The following is a 17,111-nucleotide window of genomic DNA, read 5'->3' as shown; positions in this document are numbered from 1 at the left end:
GCCGCCCGGCCGCCGCAGCCGCAAGGCGGCAGCGTCGAACTGTTCTGACCTTGCCGAAAGACCCCGCCATGCCCCATTCCAGCGCCGCCGCCACAGCCGCCATGCAGACAGCCGCTATGCCGCAGCCTGGCACGCCGACGGCTGCCATGCAGCCCCATTCCAGCGACATCCTGTCCGCCGTGCCGACCGTCGGCATGCCATCCGCCGCCATCCGCGCGCCCGAGCTGCTCGGCCGCGTCGGCGCCGAGCTCGCCGACCTGGCCGCAACCGTCGAGCGCCTGCATGTGCTGGCAGGCGTCCCGGCGGCAAGCGACCCGGCCTATGTCCAGGCGGTGCAGAGCCTCGACGCGGTCGAGCAGACGCTGCGCAACCTCGCCGGCTTCCTCGCCGCGCTCGCCCCGGCCATGCCCGCCGGCCAGACTATCGACGCCGGCCCGGCACTCGCCACCGTCACCCTCGCCGACCTCGCCGCCCGCCTCGCCGGCAACGCCACACCCCCAAACCCCGCATCCGGCGACTGCGAACTGTTCTGAAAACAATGGACCGGGGATATCGGCCCGAATACCGGTGCCAGCATCCAAGAGGTGTTCTCCACGAGCTTCCAACCGGCTATACGAAGTGCCGGAATTTGGAGCGAGGGGGCTCATGAGCGGTTCAGGCTTTCGCGCCGACATTCAGGGATTGCGCGCCATCGCCGTCATGAGCGTCGTGCTGTTTCATGTCTGGCCGTCATTGCTGCCTGGCGGCTTTGTCGGCGTGGACGTGTTCTTCGTCATCTCCGGCTTTCTGATAACCGGCCATCTTTTCCGCGAGGCTGAACAGACCGGGACGATATCTCTCCTGCGCTTTTACGATAGGAGAATCCGGCGCTTGCTGCCCGCTGCTTGCACGGTTCTTGTCGCCGTCGCGGTGGCTACGCTCATCATCCTGCCGCAAGGCCTTTGGGAGGAGACGGGGTGGAACATCGTTGCCAGCGCCCTCTACTTTGAAAACTGGCATCTGGCTTCCCTGGCGGTCGATTATCTGGCAAGCGAGAGCGACCCGAGCCCCGTCCAGCACTACTGGTCTTTGTCGGTAGAGGAGCAGTTTTACATCGGCTGGCCATTGCTGGTCATCGCTGCCTGTCGGATCAAGACTGACCGGTGGAGCCTGCGTTCACGTCTCGTCGCCGTGCTTTCGATCATGACGGCTTTGTCCTTCGCAGCATCCGTCTGGATTACCGCGACGGATCCGGAGGCTGCCTATTTCGTTACGCAGACGCGAATTTGGCAGCTGGGGGCCGGAGGGCTGCTCGCGCTCGGCGCGCCTGCACTTGGCGAAGCCAATCGGCGTGTGGCCGGCTTTGCCGGTGTCCTCATGATAGTGGCGTCGGCATTCCTGATGTCGTCGAAAACTGCATTTCCAGGCTATGCCGCGCTGGTTCCGACGCTAGGCGCGGTTCTCGTGCTGCTGTCGGGAGAGAGCAAGTCCACGCTCAGCGTCTATTCGCTGCTAAGAGCAAAACCGCTGCAGTTTCTCGGAGACACGTCCTATTCTCTCTATCTGTGGCACTGGCCGCTGATCATTTTCTACCTGCAGATGTTCCCGGGCCGTCTCTCGCTGGTCGAAGGAACGGTGATCATCGCTGTGACGATCCTTGCCGCATATCTCTCGCGCGAATTGATCGAGAGGCCATTCCTGAACAGGGGGCCTTTGACTTCGCTGAAGGCCTACATGCCGTGGAAGACGGTGATGGCCGGGGGCGCCTCGACCGCAATGTGCGCGATGATCGCCGGAACCATGGTGATGTTCGTCCAGGCACAGGACGCCGGCTTTGTCGAGGGCATCACGGCGGACAAGAACTATCCGGGCCCGGCCGTGCTGCTGTCAGGAGCAAAGGCGCCGCGCGATGTTGCGATGGTGCCTTCGCCGACGGCTCTCAGGAAGGACAAGCCGCAAGCCTATGAAGACGGCTGCCATCCTGCTCAGAGCGCCTCGAGCGTGCCAAGGCAGTGTGTCTACGGAGATCCGGACTCCGAGTTTCACGTGATCCTGGCCGGCGATTCCCACGCGGCTCAATGGTTGCCCGCAATGGAGGAGGTGGCGAAGGCGAATGGCTGGAAACTCACGCTGGCCACGCGCTCGGCATGCATGCCCGTGCCATTCATGACCGGGGACACCGACGTCGAAAAGAAGGTTCTTTGTCACGAATGGGGTAAGCAGGTTCTGGATCAGATCGAGCGAGACCCTCCCAAGATGATCATCTGGTCGAGTTTCAGGGGGCAACGCATATGGCCGACGGGCGATAAGGCTTCCGACAAGCAGGCCACCGCAGAGGCTATTGCAGAGCTTTGGACCGGCTGGCGCAAGCGCGGCATATCCGTCATCGCCATTGCGGACACGCCGTACTTTGGTCGAGACCCTTCAAAATGCATTTCCACCCCGGCCCGCTGTGTGGCCAAGAAGAAAAAGGCCTTGCAAGCGGATCCGGTCAGTATGGCACACGAGCGTGAGCCGGAAGTGCCGCTCATAGATATGAACGATGCCCTTTGCGACAGGAGGGTCTGCCCGGCGATAATCGGCAACGTGGTAGCCTGGCGCGATCGCCATCACATCACGGCCACCTACTCACGCATGCTTGCCCAGACGCTTGGGCAACGTTTGGCCAAGGCTACGACTCCGGGGAGTTGATGCGGGGTCGCGACCCCGGTTCGGATTGGATCTGTGGGGCCTCGACACGCTGACAGCAGGTGAGCAGCTTGCAATTCACCGTTGCGCAAGAGCGGTGACATGGGCAACCATGTCGCGGTAGATCCTGCGCGCGTCGAAGCGTTCATCGAAGATCGAGATACGGCGCTGCCTTTCGGACTGCCCGGCATTCTCCACGATAGCTTTTTCGATGGCCGCAGCAAGCGCGGAGGGATCCCCGCTCGGGATGGTCGTCCCGGCGCCGGTCTCGGCGTAGAGCGCCGCCGCGTCTCCCGCCAGCGTGGCAATCTGATAGGCGCCGTAGGCCATGTACTCGAATATCTTGTTGGGCAGGCCCTGCGGGGCACTTGCGACGTAGGGCAGCAGACCTATTGCGGAGTGGCCAAGGCAGGCTGCGACTTTTTCGGGACCAATCCAGCCTGCCAGGCGCACGTTCGGCAGCCGGCTAAATGCTTCCGAGAGTCGGGGCCGCGAGGCGTGGTTGCCTGCGAGCAGGAACACGATGTCGGGGCGGCCAGAGAGCTTTTGCGCCGTTTCCAGCAACAGTTCCAGGTCGTAGGTCGCCCCCCACGAACCAATGAACGAGACAAGGTGCTGGCCCGGGGAAACGTTCAGCTCGAGACAGAACTTCTCCAGTTCGGCGGAAGTCGGAACCGCGCTTCGCTGGTACCCCAGCGGGAAAACCCGATCCCTTGTGGTGTAGCGGCGCCCACCCTTCGCCTGCCCCCAGGCCAGATAGCCCTGCGATATACCGATGAGCGAAGTTGCGTGACGGCAGGCAAAGCGCGCTTGCGCCTCCAGCGGTTTCATGACGAGGCGCGCGGCGGGGCGCGACCATGCCGGCACGAAATCCGCGAAAAAATCCGGCCAGAGGTCCCGGATCGAAACGACCACCGGCAGATTTTTGCGCAGGGCGAAGCCAACCGCAGCGCTCGCCGTTTCGGTGGTCGGGAGGTCGGTGACGATCAGATCCGGAAGCACCGTTGCCGAGTTCGCGTGTTTCAGGAATCTCCTCGCAAACAGGTGATTATGAATGATTCTTGGAAGGCCGATGTTCGACTTGTATCCCGGCGCCGGAAGGACGTTGATCGTCAAGCCATCGTTAACTTGAAAGGTGCCTGCCGGGCGATTCTCTCGCGTGTAGTGGCTGAATGTCGAGGTGAACCACGTGGTCTCGTGGCCGCTTTCCGCCAGAGCTTGAGCGAACATTCCGGCGCGGAAAAGCCGAGGATCTCTGTCGGTCGGTATCGGCTCGAGGTCTCGGACAACCCAAATTCGCATAAACGAGAAACCAGTATGTATGTTTCGCAGGCGTGCCAGCGGCGCAGGCCGCGACGCTATCCATCATGAGACTTGATCACCGCTTGGCCATCAAGCGAAGGAAGGGCTGGTGCGTCAAATTGCTTTCCAGCGAACAAGGGTGGCTTGGGGCGACCCGGCCATCAAGGGTTGTTTGACGTGAGTATACCTGTGCTGTATCGAGCGACGTGACGTAACAAGCAAGAGCATTTTGTATGAAGGTCACCGTTTTCGGCACCGGTTATGTCGGTCTCGTCCAGGGCGCGGTGCTCGCGGAAGCAGGCCATCAGGTCGTTTGCGTTGATGTCGATAAGCGCAAGATTCAAGGGCTTAACGAAGGTATCATCCCGATCTACGAGCCGGGTCTCGAGAATATCGTTCGGGAGTGCAGCGCGTCCGGCGGCCTGAGCTTCACGACCGATTCGAAAGCGGCGATCCAGCACGGTTCGATCCTCTTCATCGCCGTTGGTACGCCGCCTCACGAAGACGGCTCGGCCGATCTGAAATATGTCCTCTCGGTCGCGGAAACCATCGGCCGCGAGATGGAGACGCCCAAGATCGTCGTCGGCAAGTCGACTGTGCCGGTCGGCACCTGCGACAAGGTTCGGGAGACCATTGCAAAGACGCTTGCGCAGCGCGGGCTCGCCGAGCTTCGCTTCGACGTGGTCTCCAATCCCGAGTTTCTCAAGGAGGGGTCGGCGGTGGCCGACTGCATGAAGCCGGATCGGATCATCGTCGGCACCGACAGCGCCGAGGCCGAGCAGGCGATGCGCGAACTATATGCTCCGTTCAACCGCAACCATGAGAAGATGATCGTCATGGACGTGCGGAGCGCCGAACTGACCAAATATGCCGCCAATTGCATGCTGGCGACGAAGATCAGCTTCATGAACGAAGTGGCCAACATCGCCGAGCGCCTGGGCTGCGACATCGAGCAGGTGAGGCGCGGCATCGGCAGCGATCCCCGCATAGGCTACCATTTCATCTATCCGGGAATGGGCTATGGCGGCTCCTGCTTCCCGAAGGATGTGCGAGCCCTTATTCGGACAGCCCAGGATGCGGATTTCGAGCCCATCGTTCTGAAGGCGATCGACCACCGCAACGATCTTCAGAAGAACGTGCTGTTCGAGAAGGTGCGCCGCCACTACGGCGGGAACCTGGCGGGCAAAACCTTCGCGCTGTGGGGGCTCGCATTCAAGCCCAACACCGATGACATGCGCGAAGCGCCCTCGCGCAAGCTGATGGAAGCGCTGTGGGATGCAGGCGCCAAGGTGCAGGCCTACGATCCCGAGGCTATGCAGGAATGCCAGGAGATCTATGGGCAGCGCGACGACCTGATACTGTGCGGCACCAAGGAGGCGGCGCTCCGGGGGGCCGGAGCCCTGCTGATCGCCACCGAGTGGAAGAGCTTCCGTGCGCCCGATTTCGAAGCGGTGCGCAATACGCTCGCCTCGCCGGTCATCTTCGACGGCCGCAATGTCTACGATCCGCAACTCGTGGCCAAATACGGCATCAAATACTACTCGATCGGTCGCCCTGCATCGACACCGCTCGGCGAATCGGCGAGCCTTCAAAGCCTCGATGAAGCAGGAAACGGCATTCGTGAGGCGGGCTGAAGAAACCGAGGCGTTGCGCTACCCCGAGGCCTCGGGACAGCCGATGATCGAGTATTCGGTTATCGTGCCGGTTTACCAGCACTGGCACCTGGTGCCGGACCTCCTGAAATGCCTCGGCGCGCAGACGCTGCCGCCCGAGCGCTTCGAAGTGATACTCGTCGACAACCTGTCGCCGGACTTTGCGCCACCCGCAGAACTGCCATCCAACACCCGCCTGCTGCGCTGCGACCGGCCCGGCTCCTATGCCGCACGCAATCTCGGCGCGCAGCACGCGCGCGGCACTTGGCTGATCTTTACCGATGCAGATTGTTTGCCGGCTGCCGACTGGCTGGAGAAGCATGGTGCATTTGCAGCGAGGCAGGGGGCCGGGACGCTGGTGGCGGGCGCGGTCAACATCGTCAGCCGGTCTCCGAAGCCAAGCGCCTGGGAGATCTACGACATCGTCAAGGGGATTCCGCAGGAGCATTACGTTCGGCGCGGCTACGCTGCCACCGCCAATCTGGCAGTGCCCAAGACCGTATTCGAGATGCTCGGCGGCTTCGATGGCAGCCGGTTTTCGGGCGGGGATGCCGATCTCTGCCGGCGCGCGGGCCGCGCCGGTCATTATATAGCGTTTGCAAAGGAGGCGCGTGTCGATCACCCCTCCCGGACGACATGGGAGGAAATCGCCACCAAGGCACGCCGGATCAAGGGCGGCCAGCTTGCCAGCGGCTCAGCGGGCCGCCGCCGCATCTGGCTCATCGGCACGATCAATCCGCCGGTGGCGGGGGCCTGGCGCTTTCTCAAGTCCACTTCCCATCCGCTACATCACCGGCTCGTTGCTGTCCTGGTCCTGTTGCGCATCTGGCTTGTCGGGCTCCAGGAGGCTGTCCGCCTGAAGGCAGGCGGCATGGCGGAGCGCCGATGATTTTGCTTGCAGCGCAGCGCCAGGCCCAGTCCGGGCTGCATCCGTCCTCTTTGCCGGCAGGCGGTAGTTTTCATCCACGAGTGGTCGCAATCCCGTAGAGAATCCCGATGGAAGAATTTCTGAAAGACATCGAGCCCTTCTTTTATGGAAAGGCGCTGACTTATGTTGATGTGGGTGCGCATGTGGGGGCGACCTATGAAGCCATCCGCAAGTCAAACCTCCGGATCGTCGAAGCCCATTTGATCGAGCCGAACCCGGCATCTTTTTCGAAATTGCAGGAGCGGGCCGCTGCCCCCGGCAAAGGCAAGGCGGCAACGTTGCACAACATCGCGCTGGGTGCCTCCCAGGGCGTGGTTCAGATGCGCGCTGCAGACACCATGACCAAGGTCGTCGTTACCCAATCCAAGGAGAGGGGGCAAACGCCGGAACAGGGCATGTTCGACGTGCCGCTCATGAGCCTCGACGTGCTGTCGGATAACTTTATGCGCAGGCACATCTCTCTCCTCAAGATCGACGTGGAGGGTTTCGAGGAGCAGGTCCTCAACGGCGCCTCGGATTTGCTGAAAAGCGAGGCAATCGACGTCATCTATGCCGAGGCCGGGTTCAATCCGGACAACAAGCAGCAATGCTACTACCGCAAGATCGAGGACATTCTGGCCGGATACGGCTACCGCGTCTTCCGCATCTACGAACAGAAGAATGAGTGGCTCGACGACAGCCCGGTGTTACGCCGCGTCAACATGGCCTTCATGAGCAGGCGCTTCACGGTCGAGAATCCCCTGCGCCTTACCAATGAGCTTTTCGATGCCCGGCGGCGAATCGAGGAGCGCGAACACGACATGCAGGCCCTGCAGGCGATGAACAGAAAGCTCTCCGCTGATTTATCGGCGGTCGAGAAGGACTGCGAGGCACTGATCGCTTACGGCAGCGAGATAAACGAACGATATACCAGCGTATTGAACAGCACGAGTTGGCGAGTTGTCGGCCCCTTTCGTGTTGTTATGCGCAAAGCAAAGTCACTTCTGCATGGGAAACGCTACGGCCCGAACCGTGTGCCGAAGATGCCGCGGCTCTCCGATCAGGCTATCGCTCGGTCAGGAGCAAAATCGAAAAGCAGAAGACTAGGTGGCCCATCTTTATCCAAAGCGAGGATTAAGCCCAGAACCACCTTGGGCTTTGTGGATAGGATCGCCAGAATTGCAAAGGAATACCTGCCGCCCTGGGGAATGTCCTCTCTCGCACTCATTAGTGCGAAAGGCTCGGTGAAAAAGGCGCTGGACACGGCTGCGGCACGATTGGTCCGTGGCGACAACGCCGATCCGCTTCAGATGCTTCTGGCCGCGCGCCCGCGGGGCGAGGAGGCGCTGAAGCGGGAATACCGGGAGAAAGGTCTACATACGAAGCCGGACAGCTTTGTCCTCTATCGCATCATCGGCAACGATCTTTATCCTCGCCATAAGAAGGGGCAATCAAGGGAAAACGTTCGTTTCCTACTGGAAAATGAGCCGGAGTTGACTGCTTGTGACAAGCGATGGGTCGTTAACCGCATGGTCGATCCAGCAGAAGAGCGCCAGATCATCGCCATGTTGGAGGAACATGGTCAACGGTTCATTCACATTCCATTTGTAACGGAAGAATACCGCGGCATTGGCTGGGACTTCGATGTCTTGCCCACGCCAGGCTTTCTGTCGAGCGAGGAATTCAAAAAGCTGGCACCGCTTGAAAGGGATCGCCTACTACTAGCGCTCTACCGCCTTAAGAACAACTATGTAATGAACAACAATGGTGCGCGCAACGTCGCGTTGAGGGATGGGCGCGAAAGGGCGAAATGGATCCTGCCGTGGGATGGTAACTGCTTTGTGACCGCCAGGGCATGGCAGCAGATCAGCCAGGCGGTCACCGAACGGCCGCATCTAAAATTTTTCGCTGTGCCGATGGAGCGCATTACCGAAAACACCGCTTTGTTGAGAGACGACTTCACGCCGCATCCAGTGGAGGAGCCACAACTTATGTTCCGTTGCGACGCGGAGGAAGAGTTCAATGAGAGCTTCCCCTACGGCCGCCGCTCGAAGGTCGAGTTACTCTGGCGACTTGGCATCCCCGGCCCATGGGATCGCTGGAAAGATGCCCCCTGGGATCAAAAACGACGTGAGCTTTCGCCGCAAGCTCAACAGTTTGGTGTGGCCGGTTGGGTCGGGCGTCTATTTTCAGGAATGCCAAATCTCGAAGCAAGAGGTCGTTCGGGGGGCAGCAGCAGGGACCGTGTACGTCAAGACGCAATTATTTCCATGTTGGATAGCCTCGACATTGCGGTAGGCGTGAGAAAGCATGAGGCTATCTCGAATTCATTCAAAAAAGGTTCTCGATGACGAATTTTGCGTTCGCAATGCCGGTCCCGGCCAAGAAAACGGACGAACAGTGGCACCATCTCAATGAAATGCTGGGAAAAACAGTAAGTTCGATACTGAATCAGTCCAGGAATGATTTCAGGGTGTATGTCGCGGGGCACGACTTTCCTGAAATTCTATCGTCATTTAACGATAGTAGAATAGAATTCATAAGCGTTGACTACAAAAGGATTTCCGACCCGGCTCAGGGACGCAAGGATAAAAACCGCAAAAGGTGGGCTATAGCGGCAAGATTCAGGGAGGCCGGAGGGGGGTATTTTATGTATATGGACTCGGATGACTATGTCCATAGGGATCTTGTTCAGTACGTACATGAAGATAATAATCGAGTGGGATACTTTATAAGAGAAGGCTACGCGCTGGACTATAAAGGAAAACGGGTTGCACCTATCCCGGGAGCCTGGAAGAAGAATTTCAATGAAGTTTGTGGGAGCTCGGGCATAATATATTTTGGACCGGAAGATTTGCCGCGAAGCCCATATTCAAGGTTCTCGCTGAGAACGGAGGCTTACTTCAAGGTCAGGAACCATAAGGTATTTGAAACGATCGAATGGCGCGGCGGACGTACTGCTCCGGTACCGTTTCCTGCTGGCATATACAATGTTAATAACGAACTTAACTTATCCAACATCCTTGTGCGAACCGAAGAGAGGCAGCGTGAACTAGCCAATGCTATTGCGAAGTTAGAAATAACTGACCCAGGCAATATACTTCAAGAATTTGGCATTGAGCTTTGAGGCGTTGTGATCGCACGGAGGGTGGAGAGCATGGAAGAGCCTGAGAGCTTCGCACCGCGGATGACGCCCGGTGAATTGGTGTTTTTTAAGAAATGCATCCAGAGTAAGAAAAAATATTTAGAGTTTGGATGCGGCGGAAGCACGGTCGTTGCAGCGACATCGGACTTGGAGCGCATCTATTCCATAGATACTGATGCGGAATGGATTATAAAATGTCAAACCCATCCGGCTATTGCGGGTAGGATAGCCAAGAAAGAAGCCCGGCTATTTTACCTGGATGTGGGAAAACTAAAGAAATGGGGAAAGCCCGCGACTCAGGATAAAAGAATATCGTGGGTGGCCTATTCCGCCGGGATTTGGGAGGAACTCGCGGAGTTGCCGGACCTTATCCTAGTGGATGGTAGGTGGCGGGTGGCGTGTGCCCTTCAGGCACTTTGGAGGTGCGGCGATGATGCGCGAATTTTGGTGCATGATTGGAACTCGCGCGAACGCTATCATGAAGTCTTGGAATTCGCCGACATAGAAGGGCAAGTCGAGCAACTTGTTTGCCTCGCGCCAAAGCCAACTCGCGATCGCGGCTTAATAGCTATGCGTGCTCTGGCGCGGATATCTGACGTCTCATAAGGAAGCGCCGAAGACTTATTTTTTGGTTGTTGAGGTAAAAACCCTCAGCAATTGCTTTGGCAAGGCGCAGTGGGGCTATGAAGCTGATCTCAATCGTTGGAGATGTCATAAACTGGAACGGCCGTGTCATTAGCCGGTTTTTTCGTGTTTCGAGAAGCACAACATGTGCCACGGTTGCTTCCCTGGCTACGGCGCGTGTTACTCGCATGCTCGCTTTTCTCTTGCCTCTCAAGGTAATTCTACTTGCGGGATCCGGCCGCGTTCCGCGCTATTTTCATTTCTTTATTTCGCCGGACCAGAAGGAAGAGGGGGTGATTGGGTTATCGGCGGCGGCTGTCGCTGCGTATGTTCTGACCCTTGTTCTGGAAGCGCACTCAAAGCGGTTGGCCGAGAGGGGCGGCGGTGAACTTCTCGCCGCCGCAAGCGTCATGTCAGTTGTCAGCAACCAGCGTGAACAGGCGCGAGACTTTTACGTTCGATTCACGCAGGTTGCTTCTAAAACGCTATTTGCTCTCATTGCATTTTCTGCGCTTTCGATGCTCAACCCTGTGCTCGCGATCTTTATCGTCGGCCTACTCTGGTGCTTTTATCTGTTTACAGCCTTCGCACTGGACGGCGTTACAGTGTTGAGGCGGACGAGGTTGTCCGATTTCATTACCGAGCAGTTCGGTAGTTATCTTGGAATTTTGTCCTCGGTCGCATTTCTCTCCTGCTTCCTGCTCATCCTTTACCCATTCGTGGCAGGAACAAGTGACAACATACTTATAGCAATTATCTCCTTCGTGCTGGTGCGCCAACTGATTGGTGCGCTTTCGGGAACCGTTAAAGGCGCGGCGTCGCTCACCGAACAAAGGCATCTCATCGACACGCTGGTGTTTCCCGACCACCGGCTCCAGTCTGCCGAACCTAAGGACCAGCGCACCTTGCGCGGTGTTTTTGGCCGGCAGGAACGGGAACAGGTGTTTGCCGAAGAACTCGCCGGCATGCTCGGTGCCGATGCGAAGCTGCGGATCGAATGGTGCGATCCTGCCATTCGCGGGACAGCTGAGTTTTCGGTCGCTGCGCAGATGGAGGGAGCGCCCGCGCGCCATCTGAGAATCCAGGCGTTTGCGCCCCGGCACCTGCGCATGCTGGAGAACGAGGATCTCCTGTTTCGTCATGTCGACCGGAAGGCCGTGTGGGCGGCGCCGGTCGTGAAGCGCTTCTCCCACGGCGATTATACCTGCGTGGTGCGCGACGCCGGTGCCGGTGCAAATCCGTCGGCTGACGAGTGGCGCGCGCTCCAGGTGGATTTCCTGGCCAATCTATGGTGCCTCGAACCGCCGCACGCCCTGGTCAGGATCTATTCTTCCTCGCACCGTTTCCTGCATGAGCGCCTGACCGAAGAATTCGTGTCGCGAATGGATATTGCGGTCGACAAGGATGAAGAAGCCGAGGCCTTGGGGCGGTTCCAATATGCCCTGCCTGCGATGCGCGATCTGGTTGGAAAAGTACCATTGCGCCTGGTCAATCCCGACTTCGCACGCGAGCAGACGGTGGCGCGGGCAGATGGAGGCTACGATGTGCTGGAATGGGGCCAGTGGTCGCTTGCGCCCATCGGCACGGCCTTGACGTCTTGGCTTGCGGACGACGACAGGGAGCTTGACGCCCTGCTCGAGGAGGTGCGCCGGCGGCGGCCCGGCATGCTCGATGAACCGCTGACCACCGCCCAGCTGCAACTGGTCAGGAACTGCGATCGGCTAGAGCGCGCTATCCTGCGGGGCACGATGAAGGCAGCCTTGCAGATTGCCGTGCAGGCGACGAGTGATCTCGAAGCCATCGCTGGAAATGCAGGCAAGGCAGAAGAGACCCAAAGCCCGCTCCAGATGGCGACCGGCCAAGCATAGAGGCCCCTGGCCGCTCGGCCAGTCTGAGCAGCGCGATCATGACGACGTTGATCAGCACATGGTCAACCCATTCGCTGTGGTATCGGCAGCGGGCAAAGCCCAATTTTGAGGCGGCGGCACTGGCAACTCAAAGCATTGATGGGATCAATGTTCGTCATTCAATGCGCGGGGGTTTATGCCGGCGCCAATCTCCCGAAGTATGGGCGCCGAGGCTGGCTTGGGGGCCGGCGCAGTTGAGCCCTTTGGTCGATTGGAGGAGATTGGGGATGATCGGAGAAAAAACAGCGGAAGTGCGCGCTTTCTGGGAGCGCCAGCGAACGGCGCTGGGCATCGAAACCGAGTTGTACCATGCAAGCACCTTCGCCGATGTGAGGTTCGCCACCTACCACGATGAGCTTCTTGGCCTGGTCACCGCCGGCAAGAAGCGAGCCACGGCTCATCTGGATCTGGATTTCGAGCGCAACAACATTCGCCGCCGCAACATCGGCGACTACTGGGTCGTGCTGAATACCGTGTCCGAACCGCGCTTCCTGATCCGCATTACCGATGTGGATGTCAGACCCTTCGATAAGGTCGAGCAGTCGTTCGCCGAGCGCGAAGGGGAGGGCGACAGCAGTCTGGCCTACTGGGCGAAAGTTCACCGCGAATATTTCGAGCTTCAATGCGCCGAATGGGGCGTTCCCTGGCGCGAGAACCTGGCCACCGTCTGCGAAGGGTTCGAGCTTCTTGCCACCGCCTGATCCGGGCTGCGCAGCCACGGAGGTCTCAGAAGCGGCGGGCCGCCAGCCGGCGCTTCTTTTCCCATAGGTGGTCGGCGCAATCGAGGTCCCGGACGTTTATGCGGTTGATCTTGGAAGCTACGCCCTTCGGAAGGATTGACGTCTTTCGCAATTTTCCGCACCCTTCCAGCAAAGGGGAACGATCAAGCTGTCAACTATGGTGATGATCTGGTGATTGCCCGCCGTGAGCTTGCCGGGCTTAACCAGCTCCGATCGTCTGTGGCCTGCAACACAATGGCTTGGGGCCATTCGGGACGTTGGTCGGGGGGGAGCGATGGATCAGAGCGGGTTGCCAAGGAATACAGTTTCTGAAGGCAGCGCGCCGGGAATTTTCCTGTCCGTTGCCCTGCTTACGCTTTCGCTGTCAGCGCTTGTGCAGTTCCTGTGGCAAGGAACGGTGCTGTTCATGCGCGAGGCGGGACAGCCCTCGCAAGTGATCGGGCTGGTCTACCTGGCCGGCTTTCCGTGGCTCCTTCGGTTCTTATGGGCGCCACTCATCGACCGCTACGACAGCCGGCGCTGGGGCCACTTCCGAAGCTGGATCATCGCCACGCAATCGCCATCACGTTCGGCCTCCAGTTCCTGACCGCCGTCGATCCGCTGACCTCGACCTACGCCCTCCTTGCGCTGCTTGCCGTTCTCAGTGCGATCATGGGCACGCAGCAGTCGGCGATCCTGGGCCTGATGGCGACACGGCTTGCCGAGAAAGACAGGTCCAAGGGAATGACGGTAAAGGCGATCGCCTTCGCGGCCGCCGGCGTCTTGATGGGCGCCGGCATCCTCTACTGGCTCGGCGACTATGGCTGGACCACCACCACTGCAGCGATTTTCGTGTTCGGGCTGTTCGGCCTGGCCGTATTGCTGCCGCTGAAGCTCGACGCAGGTGACGCTCCACCCCCATCGTCCGTCAACCTGCGGAACCAGTTCGCCGTCCTCTGGCGCCCCGGACCACGTCGCTTGCTTCTCATTTCGCTCGGGGTCAACGGGGCCGTTGCCACGACCTACGGTCTGCAGTCCATCATGCTCATCGATGCAGGCTTCGCCGTCTCGCAGGCGGCGCTGATCACGATGGTCGTCGCGGCCGCTGTCGCGCTCGTCCTCGTGATCAGCTTCCTGAGTTTCGGCCTCATTCCGGCTACCAAGAGCATCCTGCTCGGCTACTGCTCCGGGGGGCGCAAGGCTACCGATGTCTCGGTGTTCTCCGGGGTCGAGGCGCTTGCCTTCATGGTTATGGTCGCCGGGTCGAGCGCGGTCGCCCATCCCATCGGCTTCGCGCCGATCGTGGCGGCTGCCGGATGTGTTTCGATAATGGGTGGGATGTTCGCGTTGCGGCAACGACGGGAGACCGTTCCTTCGCGCGCCGCGGCTTCAGCAGTTTAGCCTCCCAAGTGCGCGAAGAAAGGCTGGCGGGAACATCATTTCAGGGTCAGGGTTCCTATTCATTCGGAGAATCCGCAATGACCAGAAAGCAAGATGAACGAACCCCCGAGCAGGAACGCTCCGACATTGATGCAGGCCGAAGGGGCGACAAGACTCCCGGCTTCGATCCCGCCGCGGCTCCCATGGAAACGGATGCCGAGGCGGCTAATACCCACACCGAGCCCTCGGCAGTTCATGGTGCCGAGCCGTCGCGTTTCAGGAATGCCGCGACTTTCGCCAACGCGATGCGGCCGATGGATGGTGTGCCGAAGCCCGGAAGCAACAGCGCGCTGCTTGTCATTGCTGTCATTGCCCTGCTCGCCATCGTCGCCATCGTCGCGACAGCGATGCTGCTACGCTGAGACCTGCCTCGGTGGCACTCTGGCTTCGGGAGAAAAGGAACCGAGCTGCTCCGGATGGTGTGAGAGATAGTCCCGCATCATCGCGGTCCTGTTATGGCCAGCAGATTACGCATGCCTGCTCGCAAGCGCCATTGGTACTACTTTCGGCAAGCGCTGCCATCACCACGTCGAGCGCGGCCGCGACATGCGGAAATGAAGAGCAATTCCCGTTTTTGTCGGTTAATCCGTCGATTTCATGGGATTGAATGGCGCGCCCGAAAGGATTCGAACCTCTGACCCCCAGATTCGTAGTCTGGTGCTCTATCCAGCTGAGCTACGGGCGCGCAATCGATCGCTTTTCGGCGATCGCCGCTGACCGGCGTTTGTTCCGGTCGCGAAGAGATGGTGCTAACTAGCGGCTGAAACGAGGAAATGCAAGCACCGTCCGAAAAACTTTTTGCTTGCCCACAAATGTTGCCGGGCAGTCCCGATGGTGGCGGCCCGAGACGCCTTTCAGGCAGGAATGTCGGAGTTCTTGGCGCCGCAAGGGCCATGGGCATCACGTCGGCGCGGTTTCGCAAATGTCGCGCCCTTGCGGTGCATGCCCGGGCGGCGGCGCCGAATCGCTGCATTGGATGGCCGATGGCTGTCAGATCGAGCCGGGCAGCGGGCTGCATTGACCGCACGGACGCAGCGATTCGTCATACGCGCTTAACTCACGGCAGTTTCGGGCGCCGGCCGGGCCGGACAGCGGGCTGCCAGGCCACCAGGACGCAGCGATTCGCCATGCCTCCATGCTTGAGCGGCCGTTTCGGGCGCCGGCCGGCCGGTCAAGGGCCGAATCACCCAGCTGCGGAGAGGGAGAAGCGCCATGGAGGCTGCCGCCGCTGTCGGCGCCTGCCATCACGCCGGCCGGCGCAGGCTGCGCGCCTCTTCCAGGCGCACGGGCTGGTCGGGAATGGCGATCGAGAACACCGTGCGTCCGCCTACGCTTTCCACCAGTTCCAGCGAACCGCCATGGGCCCGCACCAGCTCGTAGGCGATTGCCAGGCCAAGGCCCGTGCCGCCGCTGCGGGCCGAGCCGCGGAAGGCCGAAAAAAGGTTTTCGCGCGCCTTTTGCGGCAGGCCGGGGCCGGTATCGGCGACCAGGATGCGGCTGACGCTGCCATTGCGCTCCGCCGAAATGGTCAGCCGCTTCACGATGGCGCTCTCTTTGTCGGCAGCCATGGCCTGCACGGAATTGCGGCACAGATTGGTGAGCACGCGCACCAGCTGCTCCGAATCGGCGTCGATCTCGAAATCCGGGTCCACCGCATTGACGAATTCGACCTCGCCGCCAGGCTCGATGCCCAGAAGTCCCTGCACGTCCTCCACCGTCTGGCGCAGCCGCAGGCGGCGGCGGGACGGCGGCGCCTCCTGCGTGCGGCCATAGGTGAGGACCCCTTCCGAATAGGACACGGCGCGATTGAGCGCCCGCACCAGCTTAGGCACAAGCGCCTGCACCGTCGGGTCCTTCACCAGGCCGAGGCGATCCGACATCAGTTGCGCGGAGGCCAGGATGTTGCGCATGTCGTGATTGATCTTGGAGACGGCCAAGCCGAGATCGGCAAGGTGCTTCTGCTCGCTCAGCGTCTTTTGCAGGCGCTGCTGCATGCCGGCGAGTTCCCGCTCGGCCACGCCGATCTCGTCGGCGCGGCCTTCGGCCACGATCACGCGTGCGGGGTCGTCGGGTGCCTGCGAGAAATCGAGCATGGATCGCGTCATGTCGCGGATCGGGCGGATCATGATGCGGTTGATGGCATAGAAGACCGCAGTTGCCGTAAACAGCGAGATCAGCAGCGACAGCAGCGCGACGTTTCGTGAATAGATCAGCATCGCCTTGCGCAGCATGTCGTCGGGAATGATGAGCTGGAATTCCTTGTCACTGTCGCCGACCGGCCCGAACACGCGCAGCATGCGGTTGCCGCCGAAAAACAGCGTATCCAGCGCCGCACGCATGGCTTCCAGCGGCCTGGTGTGGGCGAGGTCGATATGCTCGTCCACCTGCGGCGGCATTTCCGAAACCACCAGCAGCCGCGACACGCCGCCGTCGCGGACGGCGATCGCCCTGGCGCCGATGGATTTCAGCACGTCGTCCTGCACCTGCCGCGGCAGATCGGGCGGATTGTTCTGGATGAGCAGCAGCGAAACGGTGGCGGCGGTGCCGAGACGCGCTTCCAGCCAGCGCAGGCGGAAATTGGCCACGGAAGGCAAGAAGATCAGAACTTCGGCTGCAAGCACGAAAATGATCGTCAGCGCGACCAGCTTGGCCGAAAGCCCACGCGACAGGGGCACGGTGCGGGCCGCCTCCGTGCCGACATCGGTAACCGCATTGCCACTCATCTGGCGTTCGCTGCTCCAGGCGCCC

Annotated in this window: 14 protein-coding genes and 1 tRNA gene; 12 read left to right on the top strand and 3 right to left on the bottom strand. The window is 60.3% G+C overall.

Features of this window, described 5'->3' with window-relative positions:
- Window positions 1-533 (top strand): hypothetical protein (locus tag AC3A4H_RS06045; RefSeq protein WP_487765863.1); only part of this gene is annotated, 533 nt, incomplete at its 5' end.
- A gap of 112 nt (window positions 534-645) precedes the next feature.
- Window positions 646-2,670, top strand: a complete 2,025-nt coding sequence (locus AC3A4H_RS06040) for an acyltransferase family protein (RefSeq protein WP_487765862.1) — start codon at window positions 646-648, stop codon at window positions 2,668-2,670.
- 75 nt (window positions 2,671-2,745) lie between these two features.
- On the opposite strand, the gene AC3A4H_RS06035 is transcribed toward AC3A4H_RS06040, so the two are convergent.
- Window positions 2,746-3,897, bottom strand: a complete 1,152-nt coding sequence (locus AC3A4H_RS06035) for a glycosyltransferase family 4 protein (RefSeq protein ID WP_487765861.1) — start codon at window positions 3,895-3,897, stop codon at window positions 2,746-2,748.
- 305 nt (window positions 3,898-4,202) lie between these two features.
- Between AC3A4H_RS06035 and AC3A4H_RS06030 the strand changes: the two genes are divergently transcribed.
- The 10 genes from AC3A4H_RS06030 (at window position 4,203) to AC3A4H_RS05985 (ending at window position 14,725) form a co-directional block, all read left to right on the top strand.
- Window positions 4,203-5,603, top strand: coding sequence for a UDP-glucose dehydrogenase family protein (locus AC3A4H_RS06030; protein WP_487765860.1), 1,401 nt, complete (start codon window positions 4,203-4,205; stop codon window positions 5,601-5,603).
- On the top strand, window positions 5,590-6,510 hold the full coding sequence (locus AC3A4H_RS06025; protein ID WP_487765859.1) for a glycosyltransferase family 2 protein: 921 nt from the start codon (window positions 5,590-5,592) through the stop codon (window positions 6,508-6,510). The genes AC3A4H_RS06030 and AC3A4H_RS06025 overlap by 14 nt, the downstream gene beginning before the upstream one ends.
- A 107-nt stretch (window positions 6,511-6,617) precedes the next feature.
- A complete protein-coding gene (locus AC3A4H_RS06020; protein WP_487765858.1) occupies window positions 6,618-8,879 on the top strand; it encodes an FkbM family methyltransferase in 2,262 nt (753 codons plus the stop codon).
- A complete protein-coding gene (locus AC3A4H_RS06015; RefSeq protein ID WP_487765857.1) occupies window positions 8,876-9,655 on the top strand; it encodes a glycosyltransferase family A protein in 780 nt (259 codons plus the stop codon). Before AC3A4H_RS06020 ends, AC3A4H_RS06015 begins: the two co-directional genes overlap by 4 nt.
- A gap of 30 nt (window positions 9,656-9,685) precedes the next feature.
- A complete protein-coding gene (locus AC3A4H_RS06010) occupies window positions 9,686-10,279 on the top strand; it encodes a hypothetical protein (protein WP_487765856.1) in 594 nt (197 codons plus the stop codon).
- Window positions 10,280-10,485: 206 nt separating this feature from the next.
- Entirely contained in the window at window positions 10,486-12,165 is a 1,680-nt protein-coding gene (locus AC3A4H_RS06005) for a hypothetical protein (RefSeq protein WP_487765855.1), read from the top strand.
- A gap of 38 nt (window positions 12,166-12,203) precedes the next feature.
- Complete coding sequence (locus tag AC3A4H_RS06000; RefSeq protein ID WP_487765854.1) at window positions 12,204-12,905, top strand: ASCH domain-containing protein; 702 nt, start codon at window positions 12,204-12,206, stop codon at window positions 12,903-12,905.
- A gap of 313 nt (window positions 12,906-13,218) precedes the next feature.
- Window positions 13,219-13,530, top strand: a complete 312-nt coding sequence (locus tag AC3A4H_RS05995) for a hypothetical protein (RefSeq protein WP_487765853.1) — start codon at window positions 13,219-13,221, stop codon at window positions 13,528-13,530.
- Window positions 13,531-13,595: 65 nt separating this feature from the next.
- Entirely contained in the window at window positions 13,596-14,324 is a 729-nt protein-coding gene (locus AC3A4H_RS05990) for an MFS transporter (protein WP_487765852.1), read from the top strand.
- Between the two features lie 77 nt (window positions 14,325-14,401).
- Complete coding sequence (locus AC3A4H_RS05985; protein ID WP_487765851.1) at window positions 14,402-14,725, top strand: hypothetical protein; 324 nt, start codon at window positions 14,402-14,404, stop codon at window positions 14,723-14,725.
- 246 nt (window positions 14,726-14,971) lie between these two features.
- Here the strand turns inward: AC3A4H_RS05985 and AC3A4H_RS05980 are convergent.
- Both AC3A4H_RS05980 and AC3A4H_RS05975 read right to left on the bottom strand, forming a co-directional pair.
- Window positions 14,972-15,048: transfer RNA gene (locus AC3A4H_RS05980), tRNA-Arg, on the bottom strand.
- Between the two features lie 559 nt (window positions 15,049-15,607).
- Window positions 15,608-17,086, bottom strand: coding sequence for an ATP-binding protein (locus AC3A4H_RS05975; protein ID WP_487765850.1), 1,479 nt, complete (start codon window positions 17,084-17,086; stop codon window positions 15,608-15,610).
- Window positions 17,087-17,111: the final 25 nt, after the last annotated feature.

This window comes from Pseudaminobacter sp. Soil_N_29 (genome assembly GCF_057656055.1).
The sequence above is the reverse complement of the archived record's forward strand: the minus strand, read 5'-3'. Positions and strand labels throughout refer to the sequence as shown.